Genomic DNA, 21,204 nt, shown 5'->3' with positions numbered 1-21,204 from the left:
ACACTTCGGCTCTTTACCCTGCGGGAACTTGATATATAAACAAAAATATGCATTCCCAAACAAGACGGGGTTGAGCATAACAAAGTAAAGCTTTACGCGCTTGTTCCAGCTGCTTGATTGCGCCTGGTTGATGCCACTTTTGCCAATAGGAATGCTGGAGATAATCAACTAACCACAATTGTTGCTCATTATCTAATTCTTTATCAATTTTTTTGGCTAACTCCAGAGCGTGGAGATAGGATGAGGGGACTTTCATCACGTCTTTTAGTAATTGTTCAGGAATTGTTTGTAATTGCTCATAAGATGCGATCGCCTGACCTGGACTACCAGCCGCTATACTTAATACTGCCGGATGCTGCAAAACTTCCTGGTGTCCGGCTTGAGTGAGTACCTGAGTCAAGGACGATACATCTAAGCTATAAAAAGGAATGCGATGAGTACGGGAAACTAAAGTTGGCAATATCGACTCAGGTGTAGGCACCATCAAAATCAGCGTCGCCTGTCCCGGTTCCTCTAAAGTTTTGAGTAAGGCATTTGCTGCGCCTTCTGCCATTGTTTCTGCTTGTTCTAACACCACGACATTTCTAGGTGCTTCCATTGGCGGACGGCCCAGAAATTGCGTAATTTCCCGAATTTGCTCTAGTCTGATTACAGGGGGTGCTTTGCGCTTCAGTCCCTTTTCTGTGGCTTCTGCGGCTGTTAGTCGTTGTCCTTGATATTGATATGTCGGTTGCACCCAGAATAAATCAGGATGGTTGCCTTCATGCAGACGTTTATGCAGAGATGTTAAATTTCGCGTTTCTCCCTCAGAAAAAAGCAATTCAATAAAACACAGTGCAGCTAAACTCCGTCCCACACCATCGGGGCCAGCAAACAGATAAGCTGGAGCTAGCCGATTTTGTCTCACGGCTTGGGTGAGTAACTCTACGGCTTGCTGTTGTCCTACCAGTGGTGCAAATGGGTTAAGCGTCATTAGTCAATTGTAGATTGACTGTCGCTACGTTCCGAGTCAAATGCAATTTGGCGGCAAATATTTGAGAAACTTAGATTTCACACGCTCCCACATCTGCTCAGATAATAGATGCCCTTGCTCCTCCTCAATAAAGTAACTGAAGCTATCTTCACCCTCATACTTCCCATAAGCCTTCTCAATAGTCTCCATAGCCTTTCTGACATCAAGAACCGGACTGTGTCTATCTTCAGCACCAAAATTCAGGTGTAAAGGACGAGGCGCAATTAGCGCCGCAATGTCTGGTGTATCTCCGTATTGGTTCCAACCGGGAATAAAAATACCGAAACCCGCAAGGCGACGAACTCTGTGAATGGCGGAGTAGGTTGGAAGGGCGCAGTTTCCTACTAGACACTTGAGTCGTGGTTCCCAAGGACCGACAAGCCATGTAAAAATAGAGCCGAGGGAATGACCGTAGCAGCCTATGGCCTCAGGATTGACATCAGACCGGGAAGACAAATAATCGATCGCTCTACGCATATCAAGTATATATTTCCACGCCAGGCATTTGCCGTTGACGAGATAGCGCAAGAAAACAAAGCGCTCAAAATCACCTCCTCGCAAAATCGAATCCTGTCGTTCCTCAAAGCACAGGGCATCTGGACATAATACGACATACCCTAGGCGTGTAAGAGCAACACCTGTGAATTGTGTCGAGTCGCCTATTAAGCCAGCCGGCTCACTTTTACCTAGCGTCCAATTATTGTTATGCTGATGCCAAGAAGCGATCGCTGGAGCAGGAGATTCCGCAGTCACACCGTCAGGTATCAGAACATATGCAGGTATGCGCTCTCCCAGTTCAACCTGATATGTTACCTTGTCAATTCGATATCCCTGACGAACTATTGAGTCCTCTAACCGTGGTTCGAGGGGACAAGGTTCGGGCCATTCGCCTCCCAAACATCTCAGCAGATGCTGACGAAAGTCTTGTGAGTCATTCATTTTGGCTGGTTGTCTAAGTTGTCACAGAAACCTTTGCTTGACCCACTTCTGTTGCTTTTGATACTTCAATCAATTGCCCCGTCTTGACATCATAAATAAAACCATAAATAGGAATTGCCGCAGGAACAAGGGGATGGTTACGAATACGCTTGACATCTTCGTAAACACTTTGTTCTAGATTTTTAAATGTCAGCCAATCTATGTATTCTCCTTCTGGAGAACCGGGCCCTTTGCCAACATCACGCCAGCCGTTTTCGTCAACTATTGCTGTCTCTAGACTGTTGTTGAGCAAACCACGAATGATTTCATCGGTAAACAGTTGCATTCCACAATCACTATGGTGAATTACGAACCATTCACGGGTTCCTAATAGCTTGTAGGAAATCACCAGAGAGCGAATTGCATCGTCACTAGCACGTCCGCCTGCATTACGAATCACATGAGCATCACCTTCTGCCAATCCTGCATACTTGGCAGGGTCAAGACGAGCATCCATACAAGTTAGAATGGCAAAATGGCGATCGGGTGGTAAAGGTAAGTTGCCTTTTTCGCCAAAGTTCGTAGCGTATGCTTGGTTGGCTGACAAAACTTCTTTTAAAATTTGACTCATGATTTTTACCTAATATCCTGGTGAGCAACTATTAGCTTCAATGTTGCGAACGTAATCTACTGTAAATCGATAAAGATTTAATAGTTTATCAACAGTACTTTCTCATGAGTGCAGACCAAAAGGCAAGTATCATTTTATAGTTAGTTATCAGGTAGCAGCTGATGGCTAGGGCAAACCCTTGAGGCGATTGGCTCCAAATATTTTTTCTATTTTTTCCAAACCCTGCGTAAAAACTCCCCACCTCGTTCGTATAAGGGTTTAAAGAGGTAGGAGAGGAATTACCATGCATCGATAAAAGTCGAATGTATTCCCGCTAAAAGCTCGATACCTAGGATATTTCACCGCGCGGTGTGGCGTTGCTTCCGTCGAAGGTGCAAATTTTCAATAGCTCAAACAACTATTTACCCTACAGTATTTTATGTATCTATGATGACAACAAAATACCAAGCATTCGAGGTGCAGCAGGAGATTTCGATGGATGATGATTTAGATTTACAGTTGCGTCAGCTAGTCTACGCAGCACAAAACCATCCCCAAAAAAGTGCAGAACGAAGGAAAATTCTTAATAAATTGATTGCCAAAATTCAAAGTTCGGGAAAACTAAACAAGTTTGTAGAATGGCGGAATCGTCATGATTTTCTAGATATTTATAGCGAAGCAAAAGCAAATACCTATTTGGAGATTTGCAACCAAATCGAAGATTATCGTCCAGAACATCCCGTGATGGCTTGGGTAAATAAAAGATTTTATTCGCGGTTTATAGATGTTTTAAGGAAATCCGAAAATCAGCGACACAAAATATTATCCCGTGATGATTTAGATAGTCGTAATAGTGATTCTAATAAACCTATAAGCAAAGAATTATTGAGGGTTGAAAAGGAAATTAACGATGGATTGATCTCGAAGACTGAGGATGAGTTGGAAATATCAACAACCAAAAATTTCGTCGAAAATGACCCCGAAGGAATTTTACAAAATACTTATATTGGCGAAGATAAAAATGCCAATTTACAGAAAGTCATATTGATGAGATTAGATAATGAAAAATGGGAAGATATATCTCAAAAATTAGGTCATCCGATATCAAGGCTATCTGAGCTATATCAACGCAACATTAAAAAGCGTAAAATCATCGATTATTTTCGTAAATATTTACAATAAATCGGACATTCAACAGAACATTAATTCTCAATCATTCACTCTTGCACAAACATATTCAATGAAAATCATGAACACTAACCACGAACAAACATCTTTCACTATTCCTCTGAGTATAGAAGCTCATGAAAAGGCAAATAAACGAAGACAAGGAATATCAAATACTGAGGATGGGAAAAAAATCTATCTCAATACTTTAGCTGTGTATGCGGTCAATTATTATCTTGATTGTATGGGGTTTGAAACTAATTGGTCAAATGCAGATAATAGCAATCCGTGGATGCTAAGTTTAATTGATTTAGCTGATTTGGAAGTAAAAAATATTGGTAAAATCGAATGTCGTCCGGTGTTACCAGATGCAGAATATTTGGAAATTCCCACCGAGGTAAGAGCAGATAGAATTGCATATATCGCGGTGCAGTTTAATCAGTCTTTGAGAGAAGCAAATATTTTAGGGTTCACTACTCAACAACTAGCCAGGATACATTTAAATCAATTACAACCTGTTGATGATTTACTCGATTATTTAACAGCAAAAGCAGCAACTGCAAAAGTCAATATTCGCGAATGGATGAAAGGAGTATTTACAGAAGGTTGGTTAAATGTGGAAGAAATCTTTAACCCACGAGAATTGAGTTTTAGATTTGCGAGAAATTTTAGCGTGACGAAGTGCAAAAAAGTTGATGTTGGTTTGCAGTTAAATGGCGAGTCTGTGGTTTTGCTTGTCAAATTAAATCCCAACAATCAAGAGATAATTGATGGGGAAAATCAAAATCAGGGCGAAATAGATATTATTGTACAAGTTCATCCTGATCGAGAGAAAAGTGTTGCTTTACCTCCAGGATTAAAATTGGTTGTTAATGATGAAAATGGAAAAGAAGTAGATGCTGTTACTTCTCGACAGCATGATGATTGGGTGGAGATTACATTAAGTGCAGAATTAAATGAGGAATTTAGTGTTGACATAATTTTAGGTGAGTCGAAAGTGACTCAGGAATTTGTTGTATGATGATTAAAAATTTCTATCAATTTCTGGTTTCTATGCTCTGTATGGGAACATCATAAAACAGGCTTTGCATCGTAAATTGTTTTTTAAAGTAGTGGGAGCAGCGTTCGACTGAGCGCTCACGCCAAAGTCTTGCTCCCTATTGGTAGTAGTGGGAATCCTTCCTATTGATAATAGCAGGAATCCTCTTTATTGGTAGTAGCGGGCAAGATGCCCGCACTACTACAGGTTGTAATATGGATGATATTTAAATCAAATATATTAGGTTATATCACCTATGAAAAAACTGGTTATTTTAAAATTTGATGGCAATTTTGAATCAGGGTTTCAAGTCAATTTAGAAATAGCTAATGAAGGACAACGCGCTTACCGAACCACCACAGCTAAGTTACCGGAAAATATTAAGATTCCGCAATTATTAAATAACTGGCACGAAATATATTGCAGTCAATATAGTCAATTTAGGGTTAAATCTGAGGGAAGTCGTCGGGTTAATCTGGAATCTTTAAAGCAAGAATGTACAAGAGAATCTATCAACTTACTTGCTAGTTTTAATCAATGGCTGAATGTACCATCTTTTACCTCTATTGTCAATTTTTTACAAAAACTAAATCCCAAAGATGAAATCAGAATCATAATTACGACTTCTTGTCATGAATTACGTCAACTACCTTGGCATTTGTGGGATGTTTTGATTAATTTTCCACTGGTAGAGGTGGCTTTAAGTTCGCCAAATGCAGAACAGGGAGAACGAGCATATCGAGAAAAAATTAGAATTTTAATTATTTTGGGCGATAGCTCAAAGATTGATATTGAAGCTGATAAAAAGCTGCTACATAATTTCTGTGGTGATGATGCGGAAATTGTCTTATTACAACAACCATCACGGGAGGACTTAAATCATTATCTGCAAGATGATTTGGGTTGGGATATTTTGTTTTTCTCTGGACATTCTCGAACGGAGAAAACCCAGGGGATGATTTATATAAATCATCACGACAGTTTGACGATCGCAGAATTGCGGGATGCTTTGCAAGTTGCAATTCAAAGACGTTTGCAAATCGCATTTTTTAATTCCTGCGATGGTTTGGGGATTGCTTATGAGTTGGAACAATTGCATATTCCCCAAGTAATTGTGATGCGGCAACCTGTACCGGATAAAGTTGCACAGGAGTTTTTGAAGTCTTTTTTGCAAGAGTTTACTGGTGGGAAGTCTCTATATATTTCGGTGAGAAATGCACGGTTGGAATTACAACAACTAGAGTCAGAATTTCCCTGCGCTAGTTGGCTTCCGGTAATTGTTCAAAATCAGACGGAAATACCACCAACTTGGCAAAGTTTGGGGATAATTTCTTTTTGTCCATATCAAGGTTTGAGTGCGTTTAAGGAAGAAAATGCCGAGTATTTTTTTGGGAGAAATAAAGCAACAGCGAGTTTAGTTACTGCTGTTAATAGTAAACCTTTGGTGGCTGTAGTTGGTGCTTCGGGTAGTGGGAAATCTTCGCTGGTGTTTGCTGGGTTAATTCCGCAATTGCGTGGGGATACTGTTAATAATTGGTTGATTTTGTCGTTTCGTCCTGGTAAAAATCCCTTTGCTGCTTTGGCTGTAGCGTTGGTTTCGGCGTTAAATTTACCAGACAATGAGCGACGTTTGGCTGAGTTGGAATTGGATGTCAATTTACAGCGCGATTCGGCGACTCTACAAAATTTTATCAAAAACCTAACCCCCCTACCCCCCTTCCCTACAAGGGAAGGGGGAAATATGCTCCCCTCCCCTCTCTTCGAGACGCTGCGCGAACGCAGGGGAGGGGTTGGGGGAGAGGTCACGCGAATACTGTTGATAGCTGACCAATTTGAGGAAATTTATACTCTGTGTACGGATGCAGAGGAACGCAAAATTTTCTTGGATGGTTTGCTACAAGCGGTTAATAATGCACCATTTTTTACCTTATTACTCACCTTACGGGCGGATTTTTTATCTAGGGCGTTGGATGATTATGAGCCTTTTGGGCGATCGCTACAACAGTATCAACTAGAGCCTGTGGTGCGGATGAATCGGAAGGAGTTGGAAGCAGCGATCGCACTCCCCGCGAAACAATTGGGTTTTGAGTTTGAGGAGGGTTTGTGTAATACCATAATTGATGATATCGAAGATGGGGATGGGCGTTTGCCGTTGTTGGAATTTACCCTAACTCAGTTGTGGAAGCAGCAATATGCGGGAAGGTTAACCCATCAAGCATATAAGAAAATTGGCGGGGTGGAGCAAGCGCTGGCGAATTATGCAGATATGGTTTATGCAGACTTGAGCGAGGGGGAACGGGAAACAGCCCAACGGGTGTTTATTCAGTTGGTGCAACCGGGGGAAGGTACGGAGGATACCCGCAGGTTGGCGACGAGTGAGGAAGTGGGGGGAGATAATTGGGATTTGGTGACGCGCTTGGCTGACAAGCGGTTGGTGGTGACGAACTGGGATGAGTTGAGGAATGAGGAAACGGTGGAAGTCGTCCATGAGGCTTTGATTCGCCATTGGGGACGGTTGCGGGGATGGATGCAGGAGAACCGCAAGTTTCGCATTTGGCAACAGGGGTTGATGGTTGCGTTGCAGCAATGGGTGGAGAGTGGTAAGGATGAGGGGGCTTTGTTGCGGGGTGCGACTTTGGCTGTAGCAGAGGATTGGTTGCAGCAACGGGGTGGGGAGGTGAGTAAACCGCAGCGATGGTTTATTGAGAAGAGTGTGGCGTTGCGGGAGAAGGAGAGGAAGCAGAAACAGAGGTTGCGGAGGAGTGTTATTGCTGGGTTGGTTTGTGGTTTGGTAGTGATTTCGGGATTTGCTGTATTTGCTGGGTGGCAATGGCGAGAAGCAAGAACTCTAGCTATAAAGTCTCAAAATTCCGAACTAGTTTCAGGTAGTTATTTTGCAGAAAAACTTTTCGCATCAAACAATGAACTTGAAGCATTGTTAGAAATTGTCAAAACAGCTAAGAAACTTAAGTCCTCAGCAGGAATTTCAAAAGATACAATTCAACGAGTTGTAGAAACATTAACGAAAGTAGTTGGCAGTGTAAGAGAGCGTAACCGCTTACAGACTGATGCAAGTTATGCCTTTGAAATCTCCAACGCTTTTCAAGAAGAAATTAACACTCAAGAAAAAGATAACATAATTATTATCAATAATTATGAACCTATAATTTCTTTTAGCCCTGATGGTAAAACTATAGCCGCAGTTAACAATGGAGGAAAAATTAAACTTTGGGGTACAGATGGAAGATATTTAGAGACAATAGAAACTCATACTAGTATAGTTACAGATATTCATTTTACTCCCGATAGCAAGACATTAGTATCTGCTAGTAATGATGGGATAATTTATTTTTGGAAAAAAGTTGATAAAGGAATGCATTTATCAAAAACCATAAAAATTAATGCCGATGATACGGGTACTCAAAAAAGACTTACTTTTAGTCCTAAAGGGGAAAATATTATTTCTTACGATAACTCCATAATTAAACTTTGGAATCTAAATGGCAAACTAATACAAACTTTCAATAGACAACAACCAACAGATAAAATTAGTAATTGGAGGCAAGCTATTGCATATGATACTACTAAAGAACGGAAAAAATACATATGGAGTAATTCTAGTCAAACAAAGTCTATTTTCCCTCGCTTATATAATGCAGAAAAAGAATCTCACCATCTTCTCCTTTGGAAGACTAAACCTTATAATCTTGTTAGTTTTAGTGCCAATCCCAAGCAAATTGCTGTCGGAAATTACGACGGGACAATTACTTTAAGGAATCTAGACGGCACTAACTTCAGAATATTGAAAGGTCATCTTGGAAAGCTTCAAAGCCTTATATTTAGTCCCGATAGTAAAATAATTGCATCTGCTGATGATGAAGGTAAAATAAAAATTTGGAGCTATCAAGGTGAGGAAATTGCAACATTGACAGGTCATACAAAATCAATTACAGATATCTCCTTTAGTCCTGATGGTAAGATTTTAGCTTCTGCTGGTAATGATGGAACCATCCAACTTTGGAACAATCAGGGTAATCAAATATTAACATTCAAAAGTTATAGTGCTTCAATTTCAAGTATCAATTTCAGTCCAGATAGTAAGACTTTAGCTTCTGCTAGCGATAATGGAACAATTAAACTTTGGAGTTTAGACCATATTGATGGAAGTAGAAGACTTTGGAGTTCAGAGAATTTGAAAGAAATAAACCTCAAAGATGACAATCTAGCTTATTTGCTTAAAAAAGGTTGCAACTGGCTGCACGATTATCTGCAAAATAACCCCGATGTCAGCGCAGAAGATAGACGTTTGTGTGACAACATCAAAAATAATTCGTAATTCGTAATTCGTAATTTTAAATACCAGTTTGCTGCGATCGCTGGATTTGGGTGATTGGTTTGGTAATGTTGGTGTGCGATCGCTTTTACAGTACGACTTGGTTGAGAAGTGCGATCGCTTTTACAGTATGGCTTGGTTGAGAAATGCGATCGCTTTACGGTATGGGTTAAATTCAAAGTGCGATAAGCCGAAGGCTTTACGCTTCGCGTATCGCGCTACATTAAATTAGGAGATTAGTATCATCAAATTTTAGAAATATAACCACAAGGAAAATAAAAATGAAAAATCAGCAATTACTAGAACGAATAGTCCTCAACCCAAAAGTCCTAGCAGGAAAACCTACCATCAAAGGAACTCGCTTGAGTGTTGAGTATATTCTTAACCTCCTCGGTCACGGTGCCAGCTTCACAGAAATTATCGAAGAATACGAAGGGCTAACTTCTGAAGATATTCAAGCTTGTATTTTGTTCGCCAGTAAGTCACTATCAAACACCACTTTTATGCCTCTACTAGTGGAAAATACTTAAATGCGCTTTTTAGTAGACGAATGTACCGGGTCAAAAGTTGCTCGTTGGTTACGCGATCGGGGTTATGAAGTGTTCTCCGTGTATGACGAAGCGCGGGGTATCAGCGATGACGAGGTTCTAGAAAAAGCATTGAATGAAAATTGGATTTTAATAACCAACGATAAAGATTTTGGTGATAAAGTATTTCGAGAAGGTAGTTCGCACAGAGGTATAGTTTTCTTGCGATTGGAGAACGAAAGAGCTACTAATAAAATCAATAAACTTCAGCTTTTGTTAGAAAATTATGCAGATAGACTGCCCGAACAGTTTGTAGTCGTTACTGAAAATAAAGTAAGATTTGCATCACCATAATACTTGTAATGAGAATTTGCTTAATGTTGCTTGGGCGAAGCTTGCGCGACGTAAGTCGTTCGCTTGTAGAGTAAGGCTTGGTTGAGAAGTGTGATCGCTTTTACAGTAAGGCTTGATTGAGAAGTGCGATCGCTTTACGGTACGGGTTAAATTCAAAGTGCGATCGCTAAAATTATGGGTATCTTTGACGATTTGCTGCGACCTTAGCATTAATATACACATATTCATATTTAGGTGCATCGGTGAGTTCGTTATCTGCTGGGGAGCTTTACCAGGAAGTTGGTTAAATAGGTTTAATATGAGTAGTGGAATATATCAAATATTAGAAAAAATTAAAGCTAGACCAGGAATGTATATTGGTAGAGCTTCAGTTAACAACTTATTTATATTCTTAGCAGGTTATAAAATAGCTAGGAGAGAATTAGGCATTGAATTAACCGAAGAAGAAAAAGATTTCTGTGACAAATTTCATGATTTTGTCGAGCAGAAATATAAACTGCATACCTCAAACTCCTGGGCAAAAATTATCATGCTCTATTGTCAGGATGAAAAAGCTGGTTTGGCAAGATTTTTTAAATTATTAGATGAGTTTAAAACCCGCGATAAAAACTTATCTCATGAGGAAGAAGTTGCAGCTATTACACATAATGTAACCAAAAAGTAAGTAATTAGTCTATTTGATAAATTGGTAAATTTGCTCTATGTATGTTGGGTGATTCCTACGGAAAGCTGACGCGATCGCGCTTTTGTTCCCTTGTTTTAGAGAATTGGTATCACAGATGCGATAGGGTGATTAGTTTGGTGATGTTGGATAGCGATCGCTTTTACAGTATGACTTGGTTGAGAAATGCGATTACATGGAAAATATGGGTTAAATTAGAAGTGCGATTGGCAAGGTTCTGTGATATGCGATCGCTTTACGGTATGGTTTGAATGAGAAGTGCTGCGATCGCTTGGCTAGTTAGGGTAGAAGCCAATAGTATTATACTTGCACACCTTAACTATGAGGTAGAATGCTAATACTCCCAGATGAATAAATTAAGTTATGTCAGCGAAGGATAAATTTCACGATATTGTGAGATTAGCTTTGGAAAAAGACGGGTGGAATATTACAAACGATCCTCTATATATTGATTTTGGTCAAGTTCAGATGCGTATCGATTTGGGAGCAGAGAAGTTACTTGCAGCAGAAAAAGAAGGTGAAAAAATTGCTGTTGAAATCAAAAGTTTTCTAAATCCATCAGCTATCACTGATTTTCATCTTGCTTTGGGACAATTCCTTAACTATCGTACTGCTCTTAGGAAAAAAGAACCAGAACGTAACCTATATTTAGCAGTTGATGCAGAAACCTATAATGATTTTTTTACGCTTCCGTTTCTACAGCTTCAAATTCAAGAATTTCAATTAAAACTGGTAGTTTACGATACTGAAACTGAGGAGATAGTAAGATGGATAAGTTAGAAAAATATAGGGAATACATTCAGCAACTTTTGACAAAATATGGTAGTTATAAACCTTCTTATGGCGATGTAGAAGTAGAACAAATATTTGATACTGTACGCGACCATTATCAACTTGTTAATGTAGGCTGGGAAAATAAACGTCGTGTGTATGGTTGTTCAATACACATTGATATCAAAAATGAAAAAATTTGGATTCAGTGGAATGGAACAGAGATAAATATTGCGGAAGAGCTAGTTTTAATGGGAGTTCCAAAACAAGACATTGTTATCGGATTTCATTCACCTTATAAAAGACAGTTTACAGATTTTGCTGTGGGTTAGGAAGTATCGTCGCACCACTATCTACTAACCCAACGACTTCAACAAATCTATTATTACTACGAAGAATAAGTGGAATTCTTGGCAAACTATCAAATTCATTTTGCGATGGTTTATTTGTTGAGTATTTGAATCGCATATTATTTAATCAGTCTTGTCACCCTGTTGGATGGCTTGCATTAAAACCTCCCCTACACCAAAATTATCGTATGGTGTTTCTAGGTAATAAGTTTTGTGTGGTTCTAAAGGATAAATATCGTCACTAGTTTCCAACTCTGAAGCGAGAATACGCATTAGTTCCACCCTATCTGCAACAGCAAGCTTTGGAAAATATAACCACAAGGACAATAAAAATGACAAATCAGCAATTACTAGAACGAATAGTCCTCAACCCAAAAGTCCTAGCAGGAAAACCTACCATTAAAGGAACTCGTTTAAGCGTTGAGTATATTCTTAACCTCCTCGCTCATGGTGCAAGCTTCACAGAAATTATCGAAGAATACGAAGGGCTAACTTCTGAAGATATTCAAGCTTGTATTTTGTTCGCCAGTAAGTCACTATCAAACACCACTTTTATGCCTCTACTAGTGGAAAATACTTAAATGCGCTTTTTAGTAGACGAATGTACCGGGTCAAAAGTTGCTCGTTGGTTACGCGATCGGGGTTATGAAGTGTTCTCCGTGTATGACGAAGCGCGGGGTATCAGCGATGACGAGGTTCTAGAAAAAGCATTGAATGAAAATTGGATTTTAATAACCAACGATAAAGATTTTGGTGATAAAGTATTTCGAGAAGGTAGTTCGCACAGAGGTATAGTTTTCTTGCGATTGGAGAACGAAAGAGCTACTAATAAAATCAATAAACTTCAGCTTTTGTTAGAAAATTATGCAGATAGACTGCCCGAACAGTTTGTAGTCGTTACTGAAAATAAAGTAAGATTTGCATCACCATAATACTTGTAATGAGAATTTGCTTAATGTTGCTTGGGCGAAGCTTGCGCGACGTAAGTCGTTCGCTTGTAGAGTAAGGCTTGGTTGAGAAGTGTGATCGCTTTTACAGTAAGGCTTGATTGAGAAGTGCGATCGCTTTACGGTACGGGTTAAATTCAAAGTGCGATCGCTAAAATTATGGGTATCTTTGACGATTTGCTGCGACCTTAGCATTAATATACACATATTCATATTTAGGTGCATCGGTGAGTTCGTTATCTGCTGGGGAGCTTTACCAGGAAGTTGGTTAAATAGGTTTAATATGAGTAGTGGAATATATCAAATATTAGAAAAAATTAAAGCTAGACCAGGAATGTATATTGGTAGAGCTTCAGTTAACAACTTATTTATATTCTTAGCAGGTTATAAAATAGCTAGGAGAGAATTAGGCATTGAATTAACCGAAGAAGAAAAAGATTTCTGTGACAAATTTCATGATTTTGTCGAGCAGAAATATAAACTGCATACCTCAAACTCCTGGGCAAAAATTATCATGCTCTATTGTCAGGATGAAAAAGCTGGTTTGGCAAGATTTTTTAAATTATTAGATGAGTTTAAAACCCGCGATAAAAACTTATCTCATGAGGAAGAAGTTGCAGCTATTACACATAATGTAACCAAAAAGTAAGTAATTAGTCTATTTGATAAATTGGTAAATTTGCTCTATGTATGTTGGGTGATTCCTACGGAAAGCTGACGCGATCGCGCTAGATTTAAAATAAATACAAGCCGACACATCCTACGGAAAAAACATGAACCCATCAAATTTATGTACCAAATTGCTAACAGAAATCAATCTCATCCCTGAAGAAAAGCTGGAAGAAGTATATAATTTTATCCATTATTTCCGAGTCGGTGTAGAAGCATCTCAAAGCACACCCGAACAAATCATGCAGTTTGCAGGCTGTTGGGATGATATGCCAGATGAGACATTTTTCGATTTCAGTGAGGAAATCATCACCCGTCGTCAACAGGCTTTTTTGGGAAGAAGAAGTGATGAAAGCAGCCTTAGTTGATACTGGAATTGCGATCGCTAACGATTTGGTTCTTGTAACTAACAATCACAGCGATTTCGAGAAAATCGAAGGTTTAGAGATTGAAGACTGGAGTCAGACGTAAAAGCGTCTAATTTTGCATTGCTCACAAAACTTGCGATCGCGGCGACTATAATCATCTGGAAATGGTGCGGTGCGAAGCTTGCGCGACGTAAGTCGTTCGCATGATATCAAGGAATCTGCTGTTGGTGCTGGTGTGCGATCGCAATATAGATTGATTTGATTTCTTCACGCTTTTTATTGTAGCCTTCACACACCCTAAAAAACATTATATTATTCTTCGAGAAAATCAAAATAAATCTTTTATAACCTGCGTAATTGCACGTAAATAAATTCGTATCTTCCTATGAAGGGGTTCAGAGAATATAACTGACATCTAAAACAATACATCGACAATATTCATAGGAGATACATAATCATGAAATCATGGAAATTGGCACTTGCAATCCTAGTGTTAGGAACTTCAGTTTGTCTTCCCAAAGCACAAGCCATTAGCGCATCAAAAACCCAAGCGAGTCAATCAGAATCGCCAATAATCTTAGCAGAAGCTAATACCATTTCTGGATGGAAAAATGTTTCCTCTAGTACCTGGAATTTCTCTGGTATCTTACCCGTTGAGCCAGGTGTCATGACCATGAAATTAGATAATGAATATATACTTATGGAGGCACAACTAGCAGAAACAGATGAAAGTAAATATGGGATTTTTTACGGACAGTATCGGATAGATATCAGCCAAGTTGATCCAAAGGAATTATTGACTGCATTTGTCGGTGGGTTTCAAGATAAATATAAAAAAATACTGGAAACTCGCAATATCTCCTTAGGTAGTTATCCTGGTAAGGAATATACATATCAAGAGGGGCAAAAAATTACCAAACTTAGAGTATTTTTAGCAGGTCAACGTATATATGTACTCTTCGTTGAAAATCCTGCTGTTGGTGACGCGAGTAGATTTTTTAATGCTTTTCAAATTTTGTAGCAGTTACGTGAGGTACACTCATAAGGGCACGGCAGTGCCCATGCGTGTCAACTTAACGTGAAATCCATGTCCCGCCTCAGAATGAATTCTGAGTCTAATAGCAAAAGTAAGCTAAAGCTAACTAAAAATTATCATTTATCCCCAGTTTACTTTAGTAAACTTTGCCTATTAGCCTTGGAATTCATTCCAAGGTGGGTAGGTAAGCTGTGCAATAAGCCATCTGGGCTTAAGTTGACACCAATGGGCAGTGCCGTGCCCCCACAGTTTGGGATATAATTTTGTACCGCATCTGAATGGGAACCGCTATAATTGTTTTCTTAGATATTTTTCATTCAAACTTGTAGCGCGGGCATCTTGCCCGCTTTTTTATTAATAAATATTTCAATATAAACTGCGTAAATACACTATTGCTTTGTCGTAAACATAATCAAAGGGATTCAAACAAAGCAAATAGGCGTTTACGATTATGGCATCTTCATACATTCGCAGTATCTTTTTCACCTCATTAGGTCTTAGCAGTAGCGTTTTACTAAACCTCAATACACCAAGTTTCGCGCAAGTAGTAAGTCCATTACCATCACTTTCAACTACTACAAATTTATCAACTTATACCCCACGAGTACAACCAAAAAAGAATAATCTACAATGGTTCTATAGCGTAGCAGAAAAAGTAATTCGTGCTAACGGACTTGATGACCATCCCTGGCGCTTACAAATCGCTGATAAATATAATATCAATGCCTACGCAGATGAGTTAAACAAAATCGTAATTTATAAAGGTTTGTTAGACCAAATACATGGTGATGATGCAGCTTTAGCTTTTATTATCAGTCATGAATTAGCTCATCACACACAGCGCCATTCTGCACAGCAAGAAGAAGCCGAAGCTAGTTTACAAGAAAGATTACTTAAAGAAGCAGAAGCAGAATACAACAATTGGATTGTCCAAGAACGGAGAAAATCAAAAACTCCCATATCACACGCTAAAAAAGATGTCATCAAACAACGAATTATTATTCAGAAAAAACAAGAATTTGAGAGAACCATGCAAGCATTAAGTCGTCAGCATGAATTTCAAGCGGATGAAATTGGTTACACCTATATGAGTAAGGCTGGCTATGATGCAAATGGAGGTTTGCGAGTCTTGAACCTGTTTTCGCGTTTCCCTTCAGACTACACAGAAATTAGCAGCCATCCACCGACACAACAAAGAATCAATGCTTTAAAACAGGTAATGAGCAAATATTTGTGGTTCTCTTTATGGATAGATGGCAATGAGCGATTAAAAAATAATCCTCAACCACTAAAATTAGATTTATCGGAAGATGGAGTGTCTTTGCGAATCAACTCCAGATTTGTTTCACGATAATTATTTAATGTAAAGCGATCGCCCAAAATTCCCTGAATCACTTTTTGCACAGCTTCTTTGCTAGAATTACCATCTACCCTGACAATCCTGTTAGGGGACGATGCAGCTAACTCGGAGTATCCTTGCTGGACTCGGTGATGAAAAGCGATCGCTTCTTGCTCAATTCTGTCTAAACCTTCTCCAACTGAACGTTTACGAGCTAGACCTACTTCTACATCGACATCTAGCCAAATAGTCAGGTCGCTTGTCATACCACTAGTGGCAATCTGGTTGAGATGATTAATTATACTCATGTTCAAACCCCTGCCATAACCTTGATAAGCAATGGTAGAGTCGGTGTAGCGATCGCATAAAACATATTTCCCTGCTGCCAAATAGGGTTTTAATTCTTGCTCTACATGTTGCGCTCTATCAGCAGCATACAATAGCAATTCTGTCAACTCAGCAATTGGTTGATTTTCAGCGTTCTCCAATAATAGGCGGCGCAGATGCAAACCTAACTCTGTTCCCCCTGGTTCACGGGTAACGACTACAGAGATACCAAGACTTTGCAACCATTCTTGACACAGCTGCATTTGACTGGTTTTACCGCAGCCTTCCACCCCTTCAAAGACAATCAATTTACCATCCATACCTCGACCTCGCTCGGCATTTATACTTTGTCTTGGAAAGTTCTCCGGGGGGAGTATCGCCCCGGCAGACTTTCCGCTTTATTTAGCAGTCTGCTTTCTTAGGCTACCAGGTATGTTAAATCAGTGAACAGTGATCACAGTTTCAGTTGGGGATTTGACCCCAGAATCAATACATCCTCTCTACTGATAACTGTTGATCCAACCTAGCGATGGGGAACTCTAAGTAGGGTAACAGTTAACTGTTAACTGATTGAATCTCTGGAGAACAAAATGATCCTGGCTAGTCAGCAAAAATTGCAAGATGTGTTGAAGATTTGGCGATATCGACTGCAACTTAATAAGCGATCGCGTGCTTTAACAACACCGTTGATTTTGATTGGTACAACTTTAGCAATAAGTGTAATAGCTATTACTAGCTATAAAATAGTCAGAGAGATAATTCTCCAGCAAGTTCAAGAAAAAGCACTGCTTGAGGTTCGCCAAGGAGCGGATAAGATTGATCAATGGTTAGCAATTCGCTCTTCTGAAGTTAAAACTATTGCGAATACAAAGACTGTGCGTTCTTTAAATTGGTCAGAAATAGAGCCATATTTACAACCAGAAATTAAGCGGATTAATGAATTTTTTGTATTTGGTCTAACTTATCCTGATGGTTCTTTTTACACTACTGAGGCTGGTAAAAGTAAGCAAAAAAATAATGACCGCGATTACATTCAAAAAGGATTTTTAGGACAGGTCAATATTTCCGATCCTTTCATTGGTCGGACTACGGGACTTCCTGCTATAGCAGTGGCCTCTCCCATTTACCAAAGTAATGGAATCGGCGTTCCCAAAGCAGTGATTTTCGCTAGTCTCAAAGTAGATCGTGTGACCCAAGTAGTCAATAAACTGAAATACGGCAAAAATAGCTATGCCTTTGCACTCAACTCTCAGGGATATGCTATTGCTCACCCTAATCCAGAATTAATTTCCACAGCAGAAAAACCAGCAGTCAGTTTTCTGGAGTCACCTGACCCCAATTTAGCAGCGATCGCTCGTCACATGCTAAACAAAGAACTGAAAATTGCACTCATTCATATTGACGGTACAAGCAAGTATGTTGCACATGTTCCTCTCAAACAAGCCAATTGGTCAATAGCACTAGTCATACCCCGCCAAAATATCGAATCTCAATTAGAATCTCTCAATATACTTGCTTCCATATTAGGTGGGTTACTTGTCATCGCTACAGTTATAGGTTGGCGACAAATACATTTATCTAAACAGACACAAGCCCAAGTCATCTTGTTGAGTGAACAAAAAAATACATTACGACACCAAGCGCAAGAACTAGAGCAAACTTTACGAGAATTAAAACAAGCTCAATCTCAACTAATTCATACAGAAAAGATGTCCAGTTTAGGACAGTTAGTGGCAGGAGTAGCACACGAAATTAATAACCCAGTCAGCTTTATTTATAGTAATATTGCACCTGCCAATGACTATATTGAAGATTTACTCAAACTTTTGCAGCTTTATCAACAATACTATCCCCAACCAGTCCCAGAGATTGAAGATGAGGCTGAAGCAATTGATATTGATTTCTTAGCTACAGACTTGCCACAGTTACTAGCTTCGATGAAGGTTGGCGCTGAGAGAATTAAAGAAATTGTGCTATCTCTGCGAAATTTCTCTCGGTTAGATGAAGCAGATATGAAAGCAGTGAATATCCACGAGGGGATAGATAGTACATTGATGATTTTAGAAAGTCGTTTCAAGGCTACATCTAACCGTCCAGCTATTGAGGTAAATAAACAATATGGCGATATCCCAAATATAAATTGCTATGCAGGACAACTCAATCAAGTATTTATCAATATTCTCACAAATGCTATTGATGCAATTGAAGAGTCATTTACGATAAATCATTTGTCATTAAAAGAAGACAAAGGGCAAATTCGCATTCATACTGAAATTACTAGCAACAAACAAGTAATAATTCGCATTGTTGATAATGGTTTGGGTATACCAGAAAATATACAACAGCGGTTATTTGACCCCTTTTTCACTACTAAGCCAGTTGGCAAAGGTACAGGATTAGGCTTATCGATTAGTTACCAAATTGTCACCGAAAAACATCAGGGGAAATTGGAGTGTATTTCTGCTCTTGGCAAGGGGACAGAATTTGCGATAAGTATTCCCTTGCATCAATCTAAGTAGGTGGGCATGAAGAGTGCTGAGTTGAAAGTGCTGAGTGCTGAGTATTAGACCGCCACGCCACTTCCTACAACGGGGGGAGTTTTAGCTTTGTTTACTTTTCTTCACATAATGAAGAGTGCTGAGTTCCGAGTGCTGAGTGCTGAGTTAAAAAGACCACCCACGTCCCTTGCGCGTCTCCGACAGGAGAGGGGTGGGGTATCAACCAACTCCTGTATTAAAAGATTCCGCTTAACATCGGGCGGGGCATTTACCAAGTGCAAAAGTACTGAGTACCCGTTAATTTACTCAGCACTCAGGACTCAGCACTCAGTACTGAGTATGGTAAATATGACTTACGCAAAACATAACAAAAGTAGCGGTAATTCATGAATTACCGCTACGCAAGAATCAGGTTTACAGTCACATCTTGCGTAAGTCCTGGTAAAAATAAGTAGTGCGTTCGCGTAGCGTGTCCAAAGGACAAACATCTTGCTCGCGCGGGCAAGATGCCCGCACTACAAATATTAAATTGTTCAACTTATTTTTACACGACTCCTTAGATGCATGAAATACACCAAAATTCTCACTCCCGACTCCTGAATTCTGACCCCCCTTTATCGACACTTTATCCAGGTATTAGTTAAAACTAAGGGGATGAGATACATAGGTTGAAAGCAATGGGAATTGTGAACAACCTAATTTTCCCTGTTCCCTTTCAGAAGAGAATATTATGACTGAAGAAAAGACATACTTAGAGCTTTCAGAAGCTAATGGAAGTTCCCACAAGTTCTACGAAGTTATTGTTAAAGATACTGAAGTTACTATACGCTATGGTCGCATCGGCGACTCAGGACAAGCTCAAACTAAAGCTTATCCCACTCCAGATAAAGCTAAAGCAGAAGCCACTAAAAAGATTAACGAAAAACTGAAAAAAGGCTATGAACCAGCCGTCATGGGTGTGCGTCAGAAACGTCCTATCACACGGCGCGAAGTCACCAGTAGCACCTCAACAGCCAAACAAGCACCCATACTTTGGAAATTTACTTCCACTTCCGCCGCCTTTGGAATTTTTATCGATCGCAACTGTTGCTGGTTAGGAAACCAAGCTGGTCAAGTTTTCGCACTCAACCATCAAGGTCAGGTGATCAATCAGTTTAAACTCCCTGATGGCGTTAAATGTCTAGTTGCTGATGATGTTTGGATTTACGCAGGCTGTGATGATGGCAATGTCTACGATCTTACAGGCAAGTTACCACGCATCGGTTACAACATTGATGAAAATGTCGATATTTTCTGGCTGGATATCCACGATGGCTTATTGGGAGTTGCGGATGCTAACGGTGGTGTCACTACCATCGATCATGATGATGAATCCCAGTGGACTCGTTTAAGCCAAGGTAATTCTGGTTGGATGGTACGTTGTGATGAGGCGGGGATCTATCATGGTCATAGCAAGGGCGTAACCATGTACGATCGCCAAGAAGGTCGAATGCTCTGGCATCAAAATACTGGCGGTGCTGTATTATTTGGTTGGCAAGAAACCTCAGCTGTTTATGCAGGCGCAAGCGATCGCCAGATATACTCTTTTAGTAAAAAGGGCGAGGCTGGAGCAGTTTACAAATGCGATGCTGCAGTTTACTCTTGCGCTACAGCACTTGATGGCAAGTATGTATTTGCTGGTGATAACTGTTCTTCAGTTTACTGCTTCAATCAATCAGGTGAACGCCTGTGGAAACTGGCGACTGGCTGCGGTTCGGCTTTATCTATGCAGTTTTTTGATAATTGCATTTATATTGTCACTACCGATGGCTCTCTAGCTTGTATTGATGCTAGTGAAACCGCCATCCAAGCCGCTCAAGCAGGTACACTTCCCCAAGCGACAATTATTAAAGCACCAAAAACCGAAGGCGCTGTACCCTCAGCAGTTCTAGAAACCACAACAGACACCAGCCAAGGAGTCATTGTCGAGTGCTTTCGAGAGGGAAGTAAACTCAGAGTCCGCGTTGTCTCACCAGGATATAACCCCAATTGGAAAGTACAGTTTCCTAGGAATCTACGCCAAGAAGGACAGCGCTATCTTGTCCAAGAGGTGCGTGAGTCAGCCAGTGGCGGCTTTTACCGCGCCTATGGCGATATTAAATCAGTTAACAGTTAACAGTTATCCCTGTTCTGTCACTCTCCGGGAGGGCGATCGCTAGAAGCCCGATGAGGCAATCAATACAAGCTATTCTATTAGAAAAAAGTTGGTCTTGTATTT

26 protein-coding genes are annotated in these 21,204 nt (G+C 39.8%); 19 read left to right on the top strand and 7 right to left on the bottom strand.

The window, feature by feature from the left end; genetic code table 11:
- Positions 1-13: 13 nt before the first annotated feature.
- The 3 genes from CAL7507_RS06960 to CAL7507_RS06950 are packed head-to-tail and all read right to left on the bottom strand — an operon-like array spanning position 14 to position 2,561.
- Positions 14-973, bottom strand: a complete 960-nt coding sequence (locus tag CAL7507_RS06960) for a DNA polymerase III subunit delta' (RefSeq protein ID WP_015127739.1) — start codon at positions 971-973, stop codon at positions 14-16.
- A gap of 36 nt (positions 974-1,009) precedes the next feature.
- Positions 1,010-1,951: a dienelactone hydrolase family protein gene (locus CAL7507_RS06955; protein WP_015127738.1), complete on the bottom strand. Its 942-nt coding sequence runs from the start codon at positions 1,949-1,951 to the stop codon at positions 1,010-1,012.
- A 13-nt stretch (positions 1,952-1,964) separates the two neighbouring features.
- On the bottom strand, positions 1,965-2,561 hold the full coding sequence (locus tag CAL7507_RS06950) for a carbonic anhydrase (protein WP_015127737.1): 597 nt from the start codon (positions 2,559-2,561) through the stop codon (positions 1,965-1,967).
- Between the two features lie 426 nt (positions 2,562-2,987).
- Between CAL7507_RS06950 and CAL7507_RS06945 the strand changes: the two genes are divergently transcribed.
- From CAL7507_RS06945 to CAL7507_RS06925, 6 genes are all read left to right on the top strand, one after another.
- Entirely contained in the window at positions 2,988-3,722 is a 735-nt protein-coding gene (locus CAL7507_RS06945) for a hypothetical protein (RefSeq protein WP_236556897.1), read from the top strand.
- 67 nt (positions 3,723-3,789) lie between these two features.
- On the top strand, positions 3,790-4,728 hold the full coding sequence (locus CAL7507_RS06940; protein WP_042341936.1) for a DUF1822 family protein: 939 nt from the start codon (positions 3,790-3,792) through the stop codon (positions 4,726-4,728).
- Positions 4,729-5,002: 274 nt separating this feature from the next.
- Positions 5,003-9,082 carry a CHAT domain-containing protein gene (locus tag CAL7507_RS06935; protein WP_015127734.1) on the top strand — a complete coding sequence of 1,360 codons (4,080 nt, stop codon included), beginning with the start codon at positions 5,003-5,005 and terminating at the stop codon, positions 9,080-9,082.
- Positions 9,083-9,110: 28 nt separating this feature from the next.
- Positions 9,111-9,311 carry a hypothetical protein gene (locus tag CAL7507_RS31565; protein ID WP_144051201.1) on the top strand — a complete coding sequence of 67 codons (201 nt, stop codon included), beginning with the start codon at positions 9,111-9,113 and terminating at the stop codon, positions 9,309-9,311.
- 49 nt (positions 9,312-9,360) lie between these two features.
- Positions 9,361-9,609 carry a DUF433 domain-containing protein gene (locus CAL7507_RS06930; protein WP_015127733.1) on the top strand — a complete coding sequence of 83 codons (249 nt, stop codon included), beginning with the start codon at positions 9,361-9,363 and terminating at the stop codon, positions 9,607-9,609.
- Entirely contained in the window at positions 9,610-9,960 is a 351-nt protein-coding gene (locus tag CAL7507_RS06925; RefSeq protein WP_015127728.1) for a DUF5615 family PIN-like protein, read from the top strand.
- Here the strand turns inward: CAL7507_RS06925 and CAL7507_RS31560 are convergent.
- A complete protein-coding gene (locus CAL7507_RS31560; RefSeq protein ID WP_144051199.1) occupies positions 9,952-10,170 on the bottom strand; it encodes a hypothetical protein in 219 nt (72 codons plus the stop codon). The two genes, CAL7507_RS06925 and CAL7507_RS31560, sit on opposite strands and share 9 nt — an antisense overlap.
- A gap of 88 nt (positions 10,171-10,258) precedes the next feature.
- Between CAL7507_RS31560 and CAL7507_RS06920 the strand changes: the two genes are divergently transcribed.
- The 4 genes from CAL7507_RS06920 (at position 10,259) to CAL7507_RS06910 (ending at position 11,745) form a co-directional block, all read left to right on the top strand.
- Positions 10,259-10,624 (top strand): hypothetical protein, encoded by a 366-nt coding sequence (locus CAL7507_RS06920; RefSeq protein ID WP_015127727.1) that lies wholly within the window; start codon positions 10,259-10,261, stop codon positions 10,622-10,624.
- A 41-nt stretch (positions 10,625-10,665) separates the two neighbouring features.
- A complete protein-coding gene (locus CAL7507_RS31555; protein ID WP_144051200.1) occupies positions 10,666-10,893 on the top strand; it encodes a hypothetical protein in 228 nt (75 codons plus the stop codon).
- Between the two features lie 112 nt (positions 10,894-11,005).
- Positions 11,006-11,422: a XisH family protein gene (locus CAL7507_RS06915; protein WP_015127732.1), complete on the top strand. Its 417-nt coding sequence runs from the start codon at positions 11,006-11,008 to the stop codon at positions 11,420-11,422.
- The gene (locus CAL7507_RS06910) at positions 11,410-11,745 is read left to right on the top strand and encodes a XisI protein (protein WP_015127731.1); all 336 of its coding nucleotides are present in this window, start codon (positions 11,410-11,412) and stop codon (positions 11,743-11,745) included. Before CAL7507_RS06915 ends, CAL7507_RS06910 begins: the two co-directional genes overlap by 13 nt.
- A 141-nt stretch (positions 11,746-11,886) precedes the next feature.
- On the opposite strand, the gene CAL7507_RS06905 is transcribed toward CAL7507_RS06910, so the two are convergent.
- On the bottom strand, positions 11,887-12,036 hold the full coding sequence (locus CAL7507_RS06905) for a hypothetical protein (RefSeq protein ID WP_236556895.1): 150 nt from the start codon (positions 12,034-12,036) through the stop codon (positions 11,887-11,889).
- Between the two features lie 59 nt (positions 12,037-12,095).
- On the opposite strand from CAL7507_RS06905, the gene CAL7507_RS06900 reads away from it, so the two are divergent.
- Both CAL7507_RS06900 and CAL7507_RS06895 read left to right on the top strand, forming a co-directional pair.
- Positions 12,096-12,344 carry a DUF433 domain-containing protein gene (locus CAL7507_RS06900; protein ID WP_015127729.1) on the top strand — a complete coding sequence of 83 codons (249 nt, stop codon included), beginning with the start codon at positions 12,096-12,098 and terminating at the stop codon, positions 12,342-12,344.
- Complete coding sequence (locus tag CAL7507_RS06895; RefSeq protein WP_015127728.1) at positions 12,345-12,695, top strand: DUF5615 family PIN-like protein; 351 nt, start codon at positions 12,345-12,347, stop codon at positions 12,693-12,695.
- Here the strand turns inward: CAL7507_RS06895 and CAL7507_RS31550 are convergent.
- Positions 12,687-12,905, bottom strand: a complete 219-nt coding sequence (locus CAL7507_RS31550; RefSeq protein WP_144051199.1) for a hypothetical protein — start codon at positions 12,903-12,905, stop codon at positions 12,687-12,689. The two genes, CAL7507_RS06895 and CAL7507_RS31550, sit on opposite strands and share 9 nt — an antisense overlap.
- 88 nt (positions 12,906-12,993) lie before the next feature.
- On the opposite strand from CAL7507_RS31550, the gene CAL7507_RS06890 reads away from it, so the two are divergent.
- The 5 genes from CAL7507_RS06890 to CAL7507_RS06875 all read left to right on the top strand — a co-directional run bounded on the left by CAL7507_RS06890 (position 12,994) and on the right by CAL7507_RS06875 (position 16,137).
- Complete coding sequence (locus CAL7507_RS06890; RefSeq protein ID WP_015127727.1) at positions 12,994-13,359, top strand: hypothetical protein; 366 nt, start codon at positions 12,994-12,996, stop codon at positions 13,357-13,359.
- Between the two features lie 124 nt (positions 13,360-13,483).
- Positions 13,484-13,747, top strand: a complete 264-nt coding sequence (locus CAL7507_RS06885; protein ID WP_015127726.1) for a hypothetical protein — start codon at positions 13,484-13,486, stop codon at positions 13,745-13,747.
- The gene (locus CAL7507_RS33370) at positions 13,728-13,850 is read left to right on the top strand and encodes a hypothetical protein (RefSeq protein ID WP_255348333.1); all 123 of its coding nucleotides are present in this window, start codon (positions 13,728-13,730) and stop codon (positions 13,848-13,850) included. The genes CAL7507_RS06885 and CAL7507_RS33370 overlap by 20 nt, the downstream gene beginning before the upstream one ends.
- 354 nt (positions 13,851-14,204) lie before the next feature.
- The gene (locus CAL7507_RS06880) at positions 14,205-14,768 is read left to right on the top strand and encodes a hypothetical protein (protein WP_015127725.1); all 564 of its coding nucleotides are present in this window, start codon (positions 14,205-14,207) and stop codon (positions 14,766-14,768) included.
- A gap of 466 nt (positions 14,769-15,234) precedes the next feature.
- Positions 15,235-16,137, top strand: coding sequence for a M48 family metallopeptidase (locus CAL7507_RS06875; protein WP_015127724.1), 903 nt, complete (start codon positions 15,235-15,237; stop codon positions 16,135-16,137).
- Here CAL7507_RS06875 and tmk read toward each other — a convergent pair.
- Positions 16,065-16,769 (bottom strand): dTMP kinase, encoded by a 705-nt coding sequence (gene tmk, locus CAL7507_RS06870; protein WP_015127723.1) that lies wholly within the window; start codon positions 16,767-16,769, stop codon positions 16,065-16,067. The genes CAL7507_RS06875 and tmk overlap by 73 nt on opposite strands.
- 270 nt (positions 16,770-17,039) lie before the next feature.
- On the opposite strand from tmk, the gene CAL7507_RS06865 reads away from it, so the two are divergent.
- On the top strand, positions 17,040-18,968 hold the full coding sequence (locus CAL7507_RS06865) for an ATP-binding protein (RefSeq protein WP_015127722.1): 1,929 nt from the start codon (positions 17,040-17,042) through the stop codon (positions 18,966-18,968).
- 709 nt (positions 18,969-19,677) lie between these two features.
- Positions 19,678-21,102: a WGR domain-containing protein gene (locus CAL7507_RS06860; protein ID WP_015127721.1), complete on the top strand. Its 1,425-nt coding sequence runs from the start codon at positions 19,678-19,680 to the stop codon at positions 21,100-21,102.
- The last annotated feature ends 102 nt before the right edge of the window (positions 21,103-21,204 follow it).

The organism is Calothrix sp. PCC 7507 (assembly GCF_000316575.1).
GTDB lineage: Bacteria > Cyanobacteriota > Cyanobacteriia > Cyanobacteriales > Nostocaceae > Fortiea.
This window is presented reverse-complemented; position numbering and strand designations above follow the sequence as displayed.